We start from the raw sequence: 17,492 nt of genomic DNA, 5'->3' as shown, positions 1-17,492 counted from the left end.
GTCGGCAACAGTCGCCGCCGCGTGCCCCGCCTCCCTCCGTATTTCCCGCATTGCCCTCCCCTGCCTTCTCTGCCTCCTTCGGCATGTCTTCAGGAACGCCCATGTCCTCGCGCCCTCGCGCCGCGTGGCCCCTGGTCGCCGTGTTCACCGCCGGTTACCTCGCCGCCTATCTGCTCCCCACCATCGTCGGGCGGCTCTCCGTCTACCTGGGCCTCAGTACGGCCCAGGCCGGTCTGGTGGGCAGCGCCCTGCTGCTGAGCTCGGCCACCGCCGGGTTCACGCTGGCGGGCCGGGTCGAGACGTACGGACCGCGAAGGGCGGCCCGGACCGGACTGGTGCTGGCCATGGTGGGATACGGCTGCGCAGCGCTGGCGGGCTCCGTGCCGCTGGTCGTCATGGGCGCGATGATCGGCGGCTTCGGCTCCGGCACGGCGACCGCGGTGGCCGCGGCGGGCATCGCCGCCCAGCGCGATCCGCACCGGACCTCGTCGCTCGGTCTGCTCAGCGTCTCCGCGACGGCGGGCGCTCTCTATCTGACGATCCCGCACCTCGGCGGCGGCCACCGGCTGCCGTTCGCCTCGATCGCCCTGGCCGCCCTGCTCGTCTGGCCCGCCACCGCGCGGCTCGGCGGTGCCGCGCCCAGTGGTCCCGCCGCCCCCGTCGCCGGCCGGCTGCCGCACCGCCGTTCCGGTCTGGTGCTGGCGGGCGGAATGCTCGTCTGGTCCATGGCGCAGAACGCGCTGTGGGGCGTCAGCGGCCGGATCGGTGTGGTCCGGGCCGGGCTCTCCGAGGTCACCGTCGGTGCGGTGTTCGCCGCCGCGCTCGGCGCGGGTCTGCTCGGGGTGATGGGCGCCGGAGTGCTGGGCGCCAGGCTCGGCCGTGCGGTACCGATCGGTCTGGGCACCGTGATCATCGCGGTGAGCATCGTGCTCAGCTCGTCGGCCGGGAATCTCGGTTCGTTCGCGACCGGCGAGATCCTGTGGAACACCGTGTACCCGGTGGTCCTGTCGTATCTGATCGGCCTGGCCGCTTCCCTGGACGTACGCGGCCGCTGGGCGGTGCTCGCGGGCTCCGCGTCATCCGTCGGAGTGGCCTGCGGACCGGTGCTCGGCAGCGTGCTGTCCGAGCAGGCCGGCTATCCGGTCATGGGCCTGATCCTGGGCGCCGTCACGCTCCTGGTCGCGGCCCCGGTCACGGCTGTCGCCCTGCACACCGGTGGCCGTCCGCTGGTGCCGGGATCGGTGCGCCGCAGGGGCGGCGCACCGGCCGCGCTGCTCGCCGTCACCACCGGAGCGGTGCCCGGTGCCGTGCCCAAGCTGGGCGCGCCCGAGCAGGCCGTCACGGAGATCAGCCTGCCCGCGCTGCGTCGCAGGCGCCCGGTCAGGAACGCGTTCCTGACCGCCGGCCCGTCGGGTGCGGCCGGTCAGTCGAACTCGTACGCCTCGACCTCGGCCAGATAGCGCGCCCTGCGCTCCTCGTCGTGGTCGAGGAAGGCCGCCACGAAGGAGTTGCGGGCCAGCGTGCGCAGTTGCTCACGCTCCAGGCCGAGCGCCTCGTGGACGGCGTGGAAGGTGTCTGAGACGTATCCGCCGAAGTAGGCGGGGTCGTCGGAGTTCACCGTGCAGAGCAGCCCGGCATCCAGCATGGCCCGCAGCGGGTGGTCCTCCAGGGTGTCGACGGCGCGCAGCCGTACGTTGGACAGCGGGCAGAGCGTGAGCGGCATCCGCTCGGCGACGAGCCGCTTCACCAGGTCCGCGTCCTCCATGCAGCGCAGCCCGTGGTCGATACGCTCGACCCCGAGGACGTCCAGGGCCTCCCAGATGTACTCGGGCGGGCCCTCCTCGCCGGCGTGTGCGACCTTGCGCAGCCCGAGCGCCGCGGCCGCCTCGTACACCTCACGGAACTTGACGGGCGGGTGCCCGACCTCCGCCGAGTCGAGGCCGACCGCGCTGATCCGGTGCAGATACGGCTTCGCGGCCTCCAGGGTCTCCAGCGCCGACTCGGCGGACTGGTCGCGCAGGAAGCACATGATCAGCTGGGTGGAGATGCCGTGCTTCTCCTCGCTGCGGTCCAGCGCCCGGCCGAGCCCGTCGACGACCGTGCCGATCGGCACACCGCGGGCGGTGTGTGCCTGCGGGTCGAAGAAGATCTCCGCGTGCCGGACGCCCTGGGCGGCGGCGCGGGTGAGATAGGCGTCGGCGAGTTCCTCGAAGTCCTCCTCGGTCCGGAGCACCGCCATCAGGGCGTAGTACAGATCGAGGAAGGTCTGCAGATCGTCGAAGAGGTAGGCGGTGCGGAGCTCCTCGGTGTTCGCGTACGGCAGCTGCACGCCGTTGCGTTCGGCGAGCGCGAAGGCCAGCTCGGGTTCGAGGGTTCCTTCGATGTGGAGGTGGAGTTCGGCTTTGGGGAGGGGCACGGGTTTTTCACGCTCACAAATGGTGTTGATGTGTTTCAGAGGTGCCGGGTGGGCACGGCAACCCGGCCGAGGTCCCGGGCGACGGTCAGTTCGCCCTCGAACCCCGCGGCGCGGGCCTGGGCCTCGAAGACGGCCGGGTCGTCGTACCGCTGCGAGAAGTGCGTCAGCACGAGGTGCCGTACGCCCGCGTCCCGGGCCGCCCGGGCCGCCTGGCCGACGGTCAGATGGCCGTGGTCGGTGGCGAGTCGTTCGTCCTCGTCGAGGAAGGTCGACTCGATGACCAGCAGGTCGCATCCCTCGGCGAGCACGTGCACGCCGTCGCAGAGCCTTGTGTCCATGATGAACGCGAACCGCTGCCCGCGCCTGCGCTCGGAGACGTCGTCGAGCGTGACGCCGCCGAGGGAGCCCTCCCGCTGGATCCGGCCGACGTCCGGCCCCCTGATGCCGTGCTCGGCGAGCTTCGCGGGCAGCATGCGGCGCCCGTCCGGCTCGACGAGCCGGTAGCCGTACGACTCGACGGGGTGCGAGAGCCGGTGGCTGCTGAGCGTGTACGCGTCCGTGGTGGCGAGCACGCCGTCGGCGGCGACCGGGGCCTCGGTCAGCTCGACGGTCTCGCGGTAGGCGGTCGCGTACCGCAGCCGCTCGAAGAAGCGCTGCCCGCTCGCCGGGTAGTGCGCGGTGACCGGGTGCGGGACCTGGTCGAGGTTGATCCGCTGGATCACCCCGGCCAGGCCGAGCGAGTGGTCACCGTGGAAGTGCGTGACGCAGATCCGGTTGATGTCGTGCGCGGCGACGCCGGCCCGCAGCATCTGGCGCTGAGTGCCCTCACCCGGGTCGAAGAGGATTCCCTCGCCGTCCCAGCGGAGCAGATAGCCGTTGTGGTTGCGGTGCCTGGTCGGGACCTGGCTGGCGGTGCCGAGGACCACGAGTTCACGTACGGACACGGTGTGCGATCGACCGTTCTAGCCGGGGGGCCACTGCAGTCCGCGGCCGCCCAGTACGTGGGCGTGCGCGTGGAAGACGGTCTGGCCGGCGCCGGAACCGGTGTTGAAGACGACCCGGTAGCCGCTGTCCACGATCTTCTCGTCGGCGGCGACGTGTCCGGCCTCGCGCAGTATGTCGGCGGCGATCCCCGGCTCGGCGGCGGCGAGGGCGGCGGCGTCCGGGTGGTGGACGCGGGGGATGACGAGTACGTGGGTGGGGGCCTGCGGGTTTATGTCCCGGAAGGCGACGGTGGTTTCGGTCTCCCGGACGATGGTTGCCGGGATGTCACCCGAGACGATCTTGCAGAACAGGCAGTCGGGCTGCGGTTCTCCCGCCATGGGTCGGCTCCTCGGTCGGTGGTGATCGTTGTACGGCATGGTATCGGGACGCCTGCGGCGGGCTCGCTCCCCTGCCCGCCCCTTCCCGCATCCGGGGGCAGAGCCCCGGTTCGGGCAGAGGAGGCTGGGGGCAGGGCCCGCCGCAGGCGCACCCGCCCGCTACGCCCCCGGCCGCTCCGGTGCCCGCTTCGCCGGCGTCTCCGCCAGCGACGCGAGCGCGATCCGGATCGCCTCGTCCAGCTGCGGATCGCGCCCCGCGGCATGGTCCTGCGGCGCCATCACGACCTCGACGTCGGGATCGACCCCGTGGTTCTCCACACCCCAGCCGTAACCCTCGAACCAGAACGCGTACTTGGGCTGGGTGACCGACGTCCCGTCCACGAGCTTGTACCGGCTGTCGATGCCGACCACCCCGCCCCAGGTACGCGTGCCGACCACCGGCCCGATGCGCAGCGCCTTGATCGCGGCGTTCACGATGTCGCCGTCCGAGCCGGAGAACTCGTTGGCGACGGCCACCACGGGGCCGCGCGGTGCGTCCTCCGGGTAGCTGTACGGCTGCATCCCGCGCGGCAGGTCCCAGCCGACGATGCGCCGGGCGAGCTTCTCCACGATCAGCTGCGAGGTGTGACCGCCCCGGTTCTCCCGGACGTCCACCACCAGCCCCTCGCGGGCCACTTCGATCCGCAGGTCGCGGTGGAGCTGCGCCCAGCCCGAGCCGACCATGTCGGGGACATGGAGGTAGCCGAGGCGTCCGCCTGAGTGCTCGTGGACGTAGGCCCGCCGGTCGGCGACCCACGCGTGGTAACGCAGCGCCTCCTCGTCGGCGACCGGTACGACGACGACATGGCGCGGGTCACCGCCGTCCACCGGTGTGACGGTCAGCTCGACCGGTTTGCCGGCCGAACCGGTGAGCAGCGGTCCGGGCCCGGCCACCGGGTCGACCGGGTGCCCGTCGACGGCGATGATCGCGTCCCCGACGCGCACCGCCACCCCGGGTGCGGCGAGCGGCGAGCGGGCCGCCGGGTCGGAGGTCTCGGACGGCAGGATCCGGTCGATGCGCCAACTGCCCTCGTCCGTACGGGAGATGTCCGCACCGAGCAGCCCCTGCCGGGCCGAGTCGTCGCACCATCCGCCGGGCGGCGTCACATAGGCATGGGAGGTGCCGAGCTCGCCCTGCACCTCCCACAGCAGGTCGATCAGGTCGTCATGGGTGGCGACGCGCTCCAGCACCGGGCGGTAGCGGTCCAGGACTCCGTCCCAGTCGATGCCGCCCATGTCGGGACGCCAGAAGTTGTCCCGCATGATGCGCCCGGCCTCGTCGTACATCTGACGCCACTCGGCGGCCGGGTCGAGGGTCCGGCGAATCCGGGAGAGGTCGACGGTGACGCTGTCGCCGCCCCCGTCGTGGTCGTCGTCGCCGGCCGGGACACGGCTGTCGGACGGTACGACGCGCAGCTTGCCCCGGGTGTGCAGGACGATCCGCTTGCCGTCGCCGCTGACCGCGAAGCCGTCGACGTCCGAGGCGAGTTCCTCGCAGCGCAGCTTCTCCAGGTCGTACCGTTCGAGGACGGTCTCGGGCCGGCGGGCGTCGGGTGTGGCGCCGCTGGTACCGAGCACCCCGGTCACCGGGTGGCTCAGCCACAGCAGCCCGTCCTTCGCGGCGCGCAGCGTGGAGTAGCTGGCGGCCTCGACGGGCAGCGGCACGATCCGGTCGGCAAGTCCGTCGAGGTCGATCCGGGTGACGGGCAGCGCAGTGGGATTGTCCTCGCCCTCGCCGCCGCTCTTCTCCTTCTCGGTCGGGCGGCCGTGGCGCTGCGGCCCGAACGGGGAGGGCGTGGTGGCGGCGAGCGTCAGCAGATGCGGACGGCAGGCGCCGATGAACGCCAGGTCGAAGACATGGGCGTCGTAGACCGGGTCGAAGGACCGCTCGGAGAGGAACGCGAGGTGCTTGCCGTCGGTGGTGAACGCGGGGGCGAAGTCCCGGAAGCGCAGCGGGGTGGCCTCGGCGACCGACAGATCGGCGAGGTGCGCGAGCTTGAGCTGCCTGAGCGGCTCGGGCCCGGGGTGCGACCAGGCGAGCCAGGAGGAGTCGGGCGAGAAGACAAGGCCCGAGGCGTCGCCGTGCTCACTTCGGTCCACCTCGTGGACCTCGCCGCTCTCCCGCTCGACGATCAGTACCCGCCCGTCGTGCGCGGCGACGGCGAACCGGCTGCCGTCCGGGGCCGCCTCCAGGTCGAGGACCCTGCCGATACGGCCCGCGGCGAGGCGGCGCGGTACGGCGCCCGGCGCGGTGCCGGTGGCGGGTGCGCACTCCAGGGCGTCGTCGCCCTCGGCGTCGGTGACCCAGACGGCGTGCTGGTCGCCGTCGGCCTGGAAGGTGCGGGGCATCCGGGCACGTACGCCCGGTTCGACGGCGAGCGCCCGGGCCGGGCCCTCGCGGTGGGTGACCCAGTGGACGGCGCCGCGCGTCCCGACGGCACTGCCGCGGCCCGTACGGTCCGGGCACGCGGAGTCGAGGTGGCTGCCGGCGTGCACCGAGTGGGGCTGGAGGTCGGCGCGCTGGCCGCCGAGCCGGATGTCGACACGACGGGGCTCGGAGCCTTCGAGGTCGTCCAGCAGCCGGAGTTCACCCGCCGAGGAGTAGCCGACGCGGGTTCCGTCGGTGGTCGCGTGGCGGGCGTAGAACCCCTCGATGCCGGTGTGCCGGCGCAGATCCGAGCCGTCGGGGAGCGAGGAGTAGAGCGCGCCCACGCCTTCGTGGTCGGAAAGGAAGGCGACGCGGTCACCCACCCACATCGGGGATTCGATGTTCCCGTCGAGGTCCTCGTGCAGCCGTACGAACTCCGCCGGGCCGTCGGTCGCGCCCGCTCCCGCGATCCACAACTTGCCCGCGGTGCCGCCCCGGTAGCGCTTCCAGGCGGCGGCCTCGCGCCCCATGGTGGCCGAGAGCAGCAGGACCCGTCCGCCGGGCCCGTACGCGAGGGAGCCGACCGGCCCGTACGGCAGGGTCCGCGCGGGCCCGCCGTCGACCGGGACGGCCCTGGCCCAGCTGCGCCGCAGCGACGCCTGCCCCTGGGTGCTGATGACCAGTACGTCGCCCTCGGGCGTCCAGCCGCGTACGGAGGTCCGCGGGTCGCCCCAGTACGTGAGCCGCTTGGAGGGGCCACCGTCGACCGGTGCGACATGTACTTCGGGCACCCCGTCCCGGGTGGACGTCCAGGCGACGCGGGTTCCGTCGGGAGATATCCGCGGGTTGGTGACAGGTCGGTTGTCGGCGCTGACGCGCCAGGCTCGGCCGCCGTCCAGCGGCGCCAGCCAGACATCGTCCTCGGCGGTGAAGGCGATCAAATCGCCCTGGACATGGGGGTATCGGAGGTAGGCAGGCTGCGTCACACGGATCACCCTAGGCCGCTGACGTGCTCCGCGGAACTGGGTTGGCCGGAGTCCGCCGGGTGGTCCGGTGCCGGGCACACTCACTTGCCCAGGGGTGATTCGGTCACCGTGACCGTCACGGTGACCGTCGGCCGGGCGCCGCCACTGCCGCTGCCCCGGGGCGGATTCGCCCCGAAGGTCGACGGGGCGGCGTTGCAGTTGCCGAGCACATTTGCCCGGAAGACGGCCTTCCCGCCGGTCCTGGCGGTCAGGTCGCCCCGCACACATCGCCCGTCGAGAGCCTGGGTCACTGTGCCGGTGATCGTGATGTCCTTGCCGCTCCCCGTCCTTCCGGTGCAGTCGACGTCCGCGATCCGACGCGTGGAGGCGGAGGGCGACGCACCCTGGAGCCGGTCCCCGACGACGTCGGCCGTGCAGTTCAGCCACCGCACATCGACCCCGTTGCGCTCCAGGGCGCTGGTGCCGGTCAGGTCGGTGGTCACGGCGATGGATGCGGAGTTCAGGCTGCCCGTCGGCTCACAGGCCACAACACCTGCGACCGCCGCGCCCGCGAGTGCGGACGCGGCCAGAAAGCGACGGGTTCTTCCCTGACCCCATGCCCTTGATGTCCCCATACGGGCAGCTTCCCACCGTTCCCCCATGACGCGGTAGACGGCTTGCGGCCACAACGGGGCGGCTCCGGCGCACCGGCGGGGGCTTAGACCGACCGGCAAATGGGGGGTGGGAGAAGGAGCGGGGCTGGGTGCGTGCAGCTGCAAGGCGGAGGAGGGAGGCAATGCGATGGGGTCTCCCCTGCTCGAGCGAAGCCGAGAGCTTGGGGAAGTTGGTGATTGACGACAACGCCGGAGGGGGTCCCCCCTGGCCCTTAATGCCTTGGGGGAGTGCGTGCCCAGCCCCGCGACGCCGCCCCCCATTTGCCGGTCGGTCTTACGCCCAGCGACCGGTGCGCCCCAGCAGCAGTGCCGTCGCCGCCGTGCCCGCCGTCGAGGTGCGCAGGACGGACGCTCCGAGCCGGCAGGTCCGGGCGCCCGCCGCGTCGAAGGCCGCCAGTTCGTCCGGCGACACACCGCCCTCGGGGCCGACGACCAGCACGATCTCGCCCTGGGTGGGGAGCTGGACGGTGGCCAGCGGCTCACTGTCGTGGCCCCGGTCCTCGTGCAGGACGGCGGCGAAGTCCGCCGCGGCCAGAAGTGCGGCAACCTGTTTGGTCGTCAGTGCGTCCGCCACCTCGGGGAAACGCACCCGGCGCGACTGCTTGCCCGCCTCCCGGGCGGTGTTGCGCCACTTCGTGAGGGCCTTGAGGCCGCGGTCGCCCTTCCACTGCGTGATGCAGCGCGACGCCTGCCAGGGCACGATCGCGTCGACACCGGTCTCCGTCATCGTCTCGACGGCGACCTCGCCGCGGTCCCCCTTGGGCAGTGCCTGGACGACGGTGATACGGGGTGTGGGCCAGGGCTCCTCATGAATCGTCGCCAGGCCGGCGACCACGAGCCGGTCCTTGCCCTCGGCGGCCCTGACGACGCCTTCCGTCCAACGGCCGCGGCCGTCCGTCAGCACGACGTCCTCACCGGCGTGCAGCCGCTTCACCGATACGGCATGTCGACCCTCGGGTCCTTCCAGGACGAACTCGGGCCCATCGGGGACCTGTTCGACGACGAAGACCGGTGCGGTCACTGCGTACTCCCTGTGCTCACTGCCGCCCGTGCGGCGTCCAGTTCTTCGGCGAGCAGTCCGATCAGCCGGCCGGCGGGCAGCTCGCGTGCCATCCGGTGCCCCTGCCCCGCCCACAGTGCCATGCCCTGGGCGTCCCCGGCCTTTGCCGCCGCCGTGCGCAGCCCGGCCGTCAGGTAGTGGACCTGCGGGTAGGCGGCGGGGGCGTACGGGCCGTGCTCGCGCATGAAGCGGTTGACCAGACCGCGGGCCGGGCGGCCGGAGAACGCCCGGGTCAGGGCGGTCCGTACGAACAGCGGGTTGGTCAGTGCCTGCTTGTGCAGCAGATTGGCCCCGGACTCGGGGCAGACGAGGAACGCCGTGCCGAGCTGCGCCGCCTCCGCGCCCGCGGCGAGCACCGCGGCGATCTGGGACCCGCGCATCAGCCCGCCCGCGGCGATGATCGGCACCTGTACGGTCTCACGGACCTGGGACACCAGGGAGAGCAGTCCGATCCCGGTGCCGTCGGTCTGCGGGTCGTCGCGGTGGGTGGACTGGTGACCGCCCGCCTCTATGCCCTGGACACAGACCGCGTCGGCCCCTGCCCACTGGGCGGCCTGGGCCTCCTCGGGCGTGGTGACCGTCACGACGGTGTACGTGCCGACGCCGGCGAACGCGTCGAGGGTGTCGCGTGTTGGGCAGCCGAAGGCGAACGAGACTGCCGGGACCGGGTCCTCCAGAAGGATGGCGAGCTTGGCCTCGTAGCCGTCGTCGCCACCGCTGGAGTCCGGGTCGCCGAGCGGGGTCTCGTACCAGGCGGCCTCACCGGCCAGCTGATGCCGGTACACCTCGACGGCGCACGGGTCGGCGAGGCCCGGCTGCGGCATGAAGAGATTGACGCCGAAAGGCCGACCGGTCAGCCCGCGCAGCTGTTTGATCTCGTTGTACATGCCGTCCGCCGTCTTGTACCCGGCGGCGAGGAAGCCCAGCCCGCCCGCTTCGGCGACGGCCGCGACGAGCTGCGGACAGGACGCACCACCCGCCATCGGGGCCTGCACGACCGGATACCGGCAGAGATCGGTCAACACGGATGACATGACCGCATCGTGTCACGTCCGGCATGCCTGGGCGTGCGCGGCCTGCGGTCCATTTTGTCCTCAAACGCCGGACGGGCTCGGCAGACGAGCCCGTCCGGCGGCAGGGAACGGTGTGCGGGGGCCGTCAGCGCCCGTTGAAGGCGTCCTTCAACCGGGAGAACAGCCCCTGCTGCCCGGGCTGGAACTGGCCGGTGGGCCGCTCCTCGCCGCGCACCTTCGCCAGGTCCCGCAGCAGTCGCTCCTGCTCCGGGTCCAGCTTCATCGGGGTCATGACCTCGACGTGCACGATCAGATCGCCGCGTCCGCCGCCCCGCAGATGCGTGATCCCGCGGCCGTGCAGCGGTACCGACTGGCCGGACTGGGTGCCGGGCCGGATGTCGACCTCCTCCAGGCCGTCGAGCGTCTCCAGCGGCACCTTGGTGCCGAGCGCGCCCGCTGTCATGGGGATGGTGACCGTGCAGTGCAGGTCGTCGCCGCGGCGCTGGAACACCGAGTGCGGCAGCTCATGGATCTCCACGTACAGATCGCCGGCCGGGCCGCCGCCGGGGCCGACCTCGCCCTCGCCCGCGAGCTGGATGCGGGTGCCGTTGTCGACACCGGCGGGGATCTTCACGGTGAGCGTGCGCCGCGAACGGATGCGGCCGTCGCCGGCGCACTCCGGGCACGGGGTCGGCACGACCGTACCGAAGCCCTGGCACTGCGGGCAGGGCCGCGAGGTCATGACCTGCCCCAGGAAGGACCGGGTGACCTGGGAGACCTCGCCGCGGCCGCGGCACATGTCACAGGTCTGGGCGGAGGTGCCGGGTGCGGCGCCCTCGCCGCTGCAGGTCGTACAGACGACGGCCGTGTCGACCTGGATGTCCTTGGTGGTGCCGAACGCGGCCTCGGCGAGATCGATCTCCAGCCGGATCATCGCGTCCTGGCCGCGCCGGGTGCGCGAACGCGGTCCGCGCTGCGACGACGTACCGAAGAACGCGTCCATGATGTCGGAGAAGTTGCCGAAGCCACCCTGTCCGAATCCGCCCGCGCCACCGCCGCCGGAGGCGGACAGCGGGTCGCCGCCGAGGTCGTAGACCTGCTTCTTCTGCGGGTCCGACAACACCTCGTAGGCGGCGTTGATCTCCTTGAACCGCTCCTGGGTCTTCGGATCGGGGTTCACATCCGGATGCAGCTCGCGAGCGAGCCGACGGAATGCCTTCTTGATCTCGTCCTGAGATGCGTCGCGGCGCACGCCGAGTACGGCGTAGTAGTCCGTGGCCACTTACGACTCCGCCAGGATCTGTCCGACGTAACGTGCCACTGCGCGTACCGCTCCCATCGTTCCGGGGTAGTCCATGCGGGTCGGTCCGACCACGCCGAGTTTGGCGACTGCCTCGTCGCCCGAACCGTAGCCGACCGCGACGACGGACGTGGAGTTGAGCCCCTCGTGGGCGTTCTCGTGCCCGATCCGTACGGTCATGCCCGAGTCCTTGGCCTCGCCGAGCAGCTTCAGCAGCACGACCTGCTCCTCCAATGCCTCCAGCACCGGCCGGATCATCACAGGGAAGTCGTGCCCGAAGCGGGTGAGGTTGGAGGTGCCGCCGATCATCAGCCGCTCCTCCGTCTCCTCGACGAGGGTTTCGAGCAGGGTGGAGAGCACGGTGGACACGGTTCCCCGGTCCTCGCTCTCGAAGGATTCCGGCAGATCCTGCACCAGCTGCGGGACATCCGCGAAACGGCGTCCGACGACCCGGCTGTTGAGCCGGGCCCGCAGATCGGCGAGAGAGGTCTCACCGAACGGAGCGGGGCAGTCGATCATGCGCTGCTCGACCCGGCCGGTGTCCGTGATCAGCACGAGCATCAGCCGGGCGGCTGCCAGTGACAGCAGCTCCACATGCCGAACCGTCGACCGGGTCAGCGAGGGGTACTGCACGATGGCGACCTGCCGGGTCAGCTGCGCGAGCAGCCGTACGGTGCGGCCCACGACATCGTCGAGGTCGACCGCGCCGTCGAGGAAATTGTGAATGGCACGACGTTCCGGCGACGAGAGGGGCTTGACGCCCGCAAGCTTGTCGACGAAGAGCCGGTAGCCCTTGTCCGTCGGGATGCGACCCGCGCTGGTGTGGGGCTGGGCGATGAAACCCTCGTCCTCCAGCACAGCCATGTCGTTGCGAACGGTGGCCGGGGAGACCCCCAGCTTGTGCCGCTCTGTGAGCGCTTTGGAGCCCACGGGCTCCTCGGTGCCGACATAGTCCTGGACGATGGCGCGCAGCACTTCGAGTCTGCGTTCGCTGAGCATCGCGCACACCTCCAGCTGTGTTTCCTCGGTGGTTCTCGGGCCGTTCCTGCTTCATTCCCAGGAATCCCCCTGGCACTCTGTCCTCACGAGTGCCAGCAATCCCCCGGCCAGTGTACGGCGGCCGAGTGGGGGCCTAGCAAGGGCGACCGGTCACGCTACCGCGAGACTGCGCAGGTCGTTGCCGATAGCGTCGCGGTATGGACGTCTCTTGGGAAGAGTTCGGCTGGGAGCGACTCGGTCACGGAGTGGGCCGACGGCGCCTCCCCGGATGGGATGCGACAGTCGCACTGGTGGTCGGAGCGGCTGGAGTGCTGCTCTACGACACCGGATCAACACTCCGCGAAGGTGAGGAAATACGGGCCCAGGCACAGGCCCTGCTCGGCCGGAGAGTGACGCATATCGCACTCAGCCACCCCCATTTCGATCATGTACTGGGCACCGCCGCGTTTCCCGGCACCCAGGTGTACGGAGCGGTCGGCATGGCCGGGCTGATGAAGCTCGGGGCGGACGATCTGCACGCCTCGGCGGTGCGCCACGGAGTGTCCGAAAGCGATGCGGCCGAGGCCGCCGCTGCGCTGGTGGCGCCGCATCATGAAGTGCGCGGCGAGTGGACGCTCGATCTGGGCGGCGGCCGTCAGGTGCTGCTGGCGAATGTGGGCCCCGCCCACAGCAGCCACGATCTGGCGGTGCTCGTCCCCGGCTCCCCCGCGGTGGTGCTCTGCGGCGACCTGGTCGAGGAGTCCGGCGAACCGCAGGCGGGACGGGACGCCGTCCCGTCCCGCTGGCCGGCCGCGCTGGACCGGCTGCTGGCGCTGGGCGGCGAGGAGGCGGTGTACGTTCCGGGGCACGGAGCGGCGGTGGACGCGGCGTTCGTCAGGGACCAGCGTGACCGACTGGCCGTCCTCTTCGGCGTGTCGTGACGTGTTGTCGTCTTATCGTCATCCGATGCGCAGCTATCAGCCGGACCTGACCCCGCCGTGGAAGAAGTCCGCCCCCGCTCCCGAGGTCCCCGCCGATCCCGATCTGGTCGTGGAGGAGGTCTCCACGGGATTCTGCGGTGCGGTGATCCGCTGCGAGAAGACGGCCCAGGGTCCCACGGTGACCCTGGAGGACCGCTTCGGCAAGCACCGGGTTTTCCCGATGGAGCCGCGCGGCTTCCTGCTGGAGGGCCGGGTGGTCACGCTCGTGCGCCCGTCGGCGGCCGGTCCCGTACGCCCCACGCGTACGGCATCGGGTTCGGTCGCAGTCCCCGGGGCGCGCGCCCGGGTCGCGCGGGCGGGCCGGATCTATGTGGAGGGCCGCCACGACGCGGAGCTGGTCGAGCGGGTCTGGGGCGACGACCTGCGGATCGAGGGCGTGGTCGTCGAATACCTCGAGGGCATCGACGACCTGCCGGCCATCGTGCGCGAGTTCTCCCCCGGCCCGGACGCCAGGCTGGGCGTCCTGGTCGACCACCTGGTCCCGGGCTCCAAGGAGTCCCGGATCGCCTCCCAGGTCTCGGACGCGAACGTGCTGGTGGTCGGCCACCCCTACATCGACGTGTGGGAGGCGGTGAAGCCGTCGTCCGCGGGCATCGCCGCCTGGCCGGTGGTCCCGCGCGGCCAGGACTGGAAGACGGGCGTGTGCCGCGCGCTGGGCTGGCCGGAGAACACGGGCGCGGCCTGGCAGCGAATCCTGTCCACGGTGCGCTCGTACCGGGATCTGGAACCGGCGCTGCTGGGCTCCGTGGAGCACCTGATCGACTTCGTGACGGCGCCGCCTCAGTAGCCCCTCCGCCGGACCTCCCCAGCCCCTCCGGCGTTCGAGGAGTGGAGGGTCCGGGGGCGGAGCCCCGGTTGCGGGAAGGAGCGGGCGGAGGAACAGGCCCGCCGCAGGCGCACCCGCACCCCGCCCGGCGCCGCGCCTGCCCCCTCAGTCCACCAGATCCCGCACCACCGCATCCGCCAGCAACCGCCCCCGCAACGTAAGCACCGCCCGTCCCTCTCCATACGGCACCCGCTCCAGCAGCCCGTCCTCCACCGCCCGTCCCGCCGCGGCCAGCCCCGCCGGTGCCAGCAGCGACAACGGACACCCGTCCACGAGCCGCAGTTCCAGCAGGATCCGCTCGACCCGCCGGTCCTCGGCGGAGAGGATCTCGCGCCCGGCCCCCGGCGACCGCCCCTCGGCCAGAGCCTGCGCATACGCCCCCGGATGCTTCACGTTCCACCAGCGCACCCCGCCGACATGGCTGTGCGCCCCGGGACCGGCGCCCCACCAGTCGGCTCCGCGCCAGTACAGCTCGTTGTGCAGGCACCGGCCCTCGGGCGTGCGGGCCCAGTTCGACACCTCGTACCAGGAGAAGCCCGCCGCGGCCATCGCCTCGTCCGCGATCAGGTACCGGTCCGCATGGGCGTCGTCATCGGTCATCGGGATCTCGCCGCGCCGGATCCGCCGGGCCAGCTGCGTCCCCTCCTCGACGATCAGCGCGTACGCGGACACATGGTCCGGGCCCGCACCGATCGCCGCGTCCAGCGAGGCCCGCCAGTCGTCGTCGGACTCCCCGGGAGTGCCGTAGATCAGATCGAGGTTGACGTGCTCGAAGCCCGCCTCCCGCGCCTCGGCGACACACGCCTCGGGCCGCCCCGGCGTATGCGTACGGTCCAGGATCTTCAGCACATGCTGCCGCGCGCTCTGCATCCCGAACGAGATCCGGTTGAAGCCGCCCTCCCGCAGCTCGGCCAGATACGCCGGATCGACGGATTCCGGGTTGGCCTCGGTGGTGATCTCGGCATCGTCCGCGAGCCCGAACTCGTCGCGGATCGCCCCCAGCATCCGTACCAGGTCCCCGGCGGCCAGCAGGGTCGGTGTGCCGCCGCCGACGAAGACCGTACGGACCGGACGCGGATCGTCACCGAGGACCTTGCGGGCCTGGCGGACCTCGCCGATCAGATGGGCAGCGTAGTTGTCCCGGGAGGCCAGCGCACCGCCGGAGCCGCGCAGCTCGGTGGCGGTGTAGGTGTTGAAGTCGCAGTAGCCGCAGCGGGTCGCGCAGTAGGGCACATGCAGGTAGAAACCGAGCGGCCGGTCGGCGGCGCCTTCCAGGGCATGGCGGGGCAGCGCCCCGTCGTCGGGTACGGGTTCACCATCGGGCAGTACGGAAGGCATACCGCCCATTGTGACTCGCCGCCGGGGACCTCCGAGCCACGTCCATGATCACGAAAGGTCACGCGCCCACGGACCGCACCGACGCCACCCGGACGGCAGCAAGCACCCCCGGCCGCCCCGCCGCGCCCTCACCCCGCCTGCAGCACCAGCAGCGCCAGATCGTCATCGGGCGGCCGCTCGGCGAATTCGTGCACGGCCCGCTTGATCCGGTCCGCGATCCCGTCCGCCGACAGCCCGGTACAGTCGGCCAGCGCCCGGGCCAGACCGTCCCCGTCGTCGAACATCAGCGCCCCGGAGCGCCGCTCCGTCACGCCGTCCGTGACACACAGCAGGCTGTCGCCGGGCGCCAGCTCGAAGCTCTGGCTCTCGTACGCGACGTCGTCGAAGATTCCGAGCAGCATCTGCGGCTCGGCGGCCGGGCGCACCTCGCCGCCGGGGCGCAGCAGCAGCGGCAGCGGGTGGCCGGCGCTGGCGAGGGTGCAGCGCACACCACCGCCGGGCAGCGGCACGAGCTCCCCGTACAGCAGGGAGAGAAAGCGGGACTGCCCGGTGTCCGCCGTCTGCTGGCCGCCCGCCGCGGCCACCATGAGCGCGGCCGCCTCGGCAGCCTCCATCGCATCGTCGAGGAGCAGCCGGTTGAGCCGGTCCAGCACCTCGCCGACGCCGAAACCCTCACGGGCCAGCAGTCGCAGCCAGGGCCGGGCGAGGCCGGTGACGACGGCGGCTTCGGGGCCGCTGCCCTGCACATCACCGAGGACGAAGCACCAGCGGTCGCCGGGGCACGGGAAGATGTCGTAGAAGTCGCCGCCGACGACCCCGTCGTCGCTGGGCTCGTACACCAGTGAGCTGGTGACGCCGGGTATGTCGGCGACCTTGCTGGGCAGCAGTGCGCGCTGCAGGATGCGGCTGATGGTGGCCTGCCGGGTGTAGGCGCGGGCGGCTCCGACGGCGAGGCCGACACGGCGTACGAAGTCCTCGATCAGAGCGGTCACTTCGTCGGGGACACGTGCCGTGCCCTCTCTGCCGAGGAGTACGGCGCCGAGTGTCCGGCCGCCCGATGTGATCCGGTAGGCGAGAGCGGATCCGGTGCGCCCGTCGGATTCCCCGCCGTCCTCCTCGCCGCCGGGCCAGGGCAGGGAGACGGGCCCGGTGCCCACCCGTTCGGGCAGCCGGATCGGGTCCTCTTCCAGCACCGTACGCAGCTGCCCGGTCTCGGCCTCGTCCCGGTGCCAGGTGCTGGCGAGCCGGGGGACGGCCGCGGGGCCGCCGTTCTCGGGCTCCAGCCAGATCGCGCACCAGTCGGCAAGTCTGGGCACCAGTAACTGTCCGGCGAGGGCCGCGACGATGTCCTCGTCGAGCTGGCCTGCGAGCAGGTCCGAGGCCTCGGCGAGGAACGAGAGCGCGCCGCGGCCGGCCCAGTCCGCGTCGTCGCGCAGGGCCCGCCGGGCGGTGGGGGCGAGCAGCTCGGCTGCGCGCAGCCCCTGCTGGAATCCGGACTCGGCCGACGGTTCGGGGAACGGGTTCCAGTCGTCGACGGGAAGCCGGGCCCAGACGGTCTTGAGGCCGGTGCGGTAGGTGATGCCCCAGCGCTCGGCGAGGGTACCGACGAGCTGGAGCCCGCGACCGTACTCGGCGGGCTCCTCGGGGCCGGTGCGGGCATCGCCCTCCGCCGTGTCCGTCGTGCTGCCGGCCTCCGGGCGTTCGCTGCGTACGGCACGGGCCGGGTGGTGGTCGGAGACCTCCAGCACCAGGGCCGCTGCCTCGTCCTCGGCGGCCTCCTCGAGCCGGCAGAGCAGCTCGACATTGGTCCCGGCGTGCACGACCGCGTTGGTGACCAGCTCGCTGACGACGACCGCCGCATCATCGGCCAGACGTTCGCTGAAACCCACGGCCGCCGGCAGTCCCAGCCCGGTCCACTCGGTGAGCGCCGCCCGGACGAACCGGCGGGCGGCGGAGGGCGCGAGGAGGTTTCCGGGCAGGGACGTACGGGCGACCGGCCGCGCATCCGCATGGCCGACGGTGATACCGGGACGCTGAACGATGTCCCGCTGCAAGGGAATGGGCCCCACGGTGCAGCTCCTGACCTGTTCTCGCTCTGTCTGTCTGTTCTCGTTCTGTTCTCGCTGGGTGCCGTTGACGACACCGACAGAGTGACAGATGGACCATGCCCATAAGCAACGAGTTGCCGAAGT

At 71.8% G+C, this 17,492-nt stretch carries 14 protein-coding genes; 3 read left to right on the top strand and 11 right to left on the bottom strand.

The genetic code is table 11. The features are described from left to right. Window positions 1-101 precede the first annotated feature (101 nt). A complete protein-coding gene (locus NRF20_RS30610) occupies window positions 102-1,460 on the top strand; it encodes an MFS transporter (protein ID WP_413753680.1) in 1,359 nt (452 codons plus the stop codon). Here the strand turns inward: NRF20_RS30610 and NRF20_RS30605 are convergent. The 9 genes from NRF20_RS30605 to hrcA form a co-directional block, all read right to left on the bottom strand. Then, window positions 1,424-2,416: an adenosine deaminase gene (locus NRF20_RS30605; protein WP_398628683.1), complete on the bottom strand. Its 993-nt coding sequence runs from the start codon at window positions 2,414-2,416 to the stop codon at window positions 1,424-1,426. The two genes, NRF20_RS30610 and NRF20_RS30605, sit on opposite strands and share 37 nt — an antisense overlap. A 35-nt stretch (window positions 2,417-2,451) precedes the next feature. After that, window positions 2,452-3,360, bottom strand: coding sequence for a ribonuclease Z (locus NRF20_RS30600; protein ID WP_413753679.1), 909 nt, complete (start codon window positions 3,358-3,360; stop codon window positions 2,452-2,454). Between the two features lie 18 nt (window positions 3,361-3,378). Further along, window positions 3,379-3,738, bottom strand: coding sequence for a histidine triad nucleotide-binding protein (locus NRF20_RS30595; protein WP_093897094.1), 360 nt, complete (start codon window positions 3,736-3,738; stop codon window positions 3,379-3,381). 159 nt (window positions 3,739-3,897) lie between these two features. Continuing rightward, the gene (locus NRF20_RS30590) at window positions 3,898-7,131 is read right to left on the bottom strand and encodes a S41 family peptidase (RefSeq protein WP_413753678.1); all 3,234 of its coding nucleotides are present in this window, start codon (window positions 7,129-7,131) and stop codon (window positions 3,898-3,900) included. 80 nt (window positions 7,132-7,211) lie between these two features. Then, the gene (locus tag NRF20_RS30585) at window positions 7,212-7,745 is read right to left on the bottom strand and encodes a hypothetical protein (RefSeq protein ID WP_398628686.1); all 534 of its coding nucleotides are present in this window, start codon (window positions 7,743-7,745) and stop codon (window positions 7,212-7,214) included. 313 nt (window positions 7,746-8,058) lie between these two features. After that, window positions 8,059-8,805, bottom strand: a complete 747-nt coding sequence (locus NRF20_RS30580; RefSeq protein ID WP_413753677.1) for a 16S rRNA (uracil(1498)-N(3))-methyltransferase — start codon at window positions 8,803-8,805, stop codon at window positions 8,059-8,061. Then, window positions 8,802-9,878 carry a nitronate monooxygenase gene (locus NRF20_RS30575; protein WP_413753676.1) on the bottom strand — a complete coding sequence of 359 codons (1,077 nt, stop codon included), beginning with the start codon at window positions 9,876-9,878 and terminating at the stop codon, window positions 8,802-8,804. The genes NRF20_RS30580 and NRF20_RS30575 overlap by 4 nt, the downstream gene beginning before the upstream one ends. Before the next feature lie 124 nt (window positions 9,879-10,002). After that, window positions 10,003-11,139 carry a molecular chaperone DnaJ gene (gene dnaJ, locus NRF20_RS30570; protein ID WP_398628689.1) on the bottom strand — a complete coding sequence of 379 codons (1,137 nt, stop codon included), beginning with the start codon at window positions 11,137-11,139 and terminating at the stop codon, window positions 10,003-10,005. Beyond that, window positions 11,140-12,156 carry a heat-inducible transcriptional repressor HrcA gene (gene hrcA / locus NRF20_RS30565; RefSeq protein ID WP_072483581.1) on the bottom strand — a complete coding sequence of 339 codons (1,017 nt, stop codon included), beginning with the start codon at window positions 12,154-12,156 and terminating at the stop codon, window positions 11,140-11,142. Window positions 12,157-12,353: 197 nt separating this feature from the next. Between hrcA and NRF20_RS30560 the strand changes: the two genes are divergently transcribed. Together NRF20_RS30560 and NRF20_RS30555 are read left to right on the top strand one after the other, a co-directional pair. Then, window positions 12,354-13,076, top strand: a complete 723-nt coding sequence (locus NRF20_RS30560; RefSeq protein ID WP_398628690.1) for an MBL fold metallo-hydrolase — start codon at window positions 12,354-12,356, stop codon at window positions 13,074-13,076. Window positions 13,077-13,101: 25 nt separating this feature from the next. Further along, window positions 13,102-13,923, top strand: a complete 822-nt coding sequence (locus tag NRF20_RS30555; protein ID WP_398628691.1) for a DUF3097 domain-containing protein — start codon at window positions 13,102-13,104, stop codon at window positions 13,921-13,923. A gap of 144 nt (window positions 13,924-14,067) precedes the next feature. Here NRF20_RS30555 and hemW read toward each other — a convergent pair whose 3' ends face one another. Both hemW and NRF20_RS30545 read right to left on the bottom strand, forming a co-directional pair. Further along, a complete protein-coding gene (gene hemW / locus NRF20_RS30550) occupies window positions 14,068-15,309 on the bottom strand; it encodes a radical SAM family heme chaperone HemW (protein ID WP_398628692.1) in 1,242 nt (413 codons plus the stop codon). Between the two features lie 119 nt (window positions 15,310-15,428). Beyond that, on the bottom strand, window positions 15,429-17,354 hold the full coding sequence (locus NRF20_RS30545) for a SpoIIE family protein phosphatase (RefSeq protein WP_398628952.1): 1,926 nt from the start codon (window positions 17,352-17,354) through the stop codon (window positions 15,429-15,431). Window positions 17,355-17,492 lie beyond the last annotated feature (138 nt).

The sequence above is a fragment of the Streptomyces sp. R-74717 genome (genome assembly GCF_047305335.1).
GTDB classification, from domain to species: Bacteria; Actinomycetota; Actinomycetes; order Streptomycetales; family Streptomycetaceae; genus Streptomyces; species Streptomyces atratus.
The sequence above is the reverse complement of the archived record's forward strand: the minus strand, read 5'-3'. Positions and strand labels throughout refer to the sequence as shown.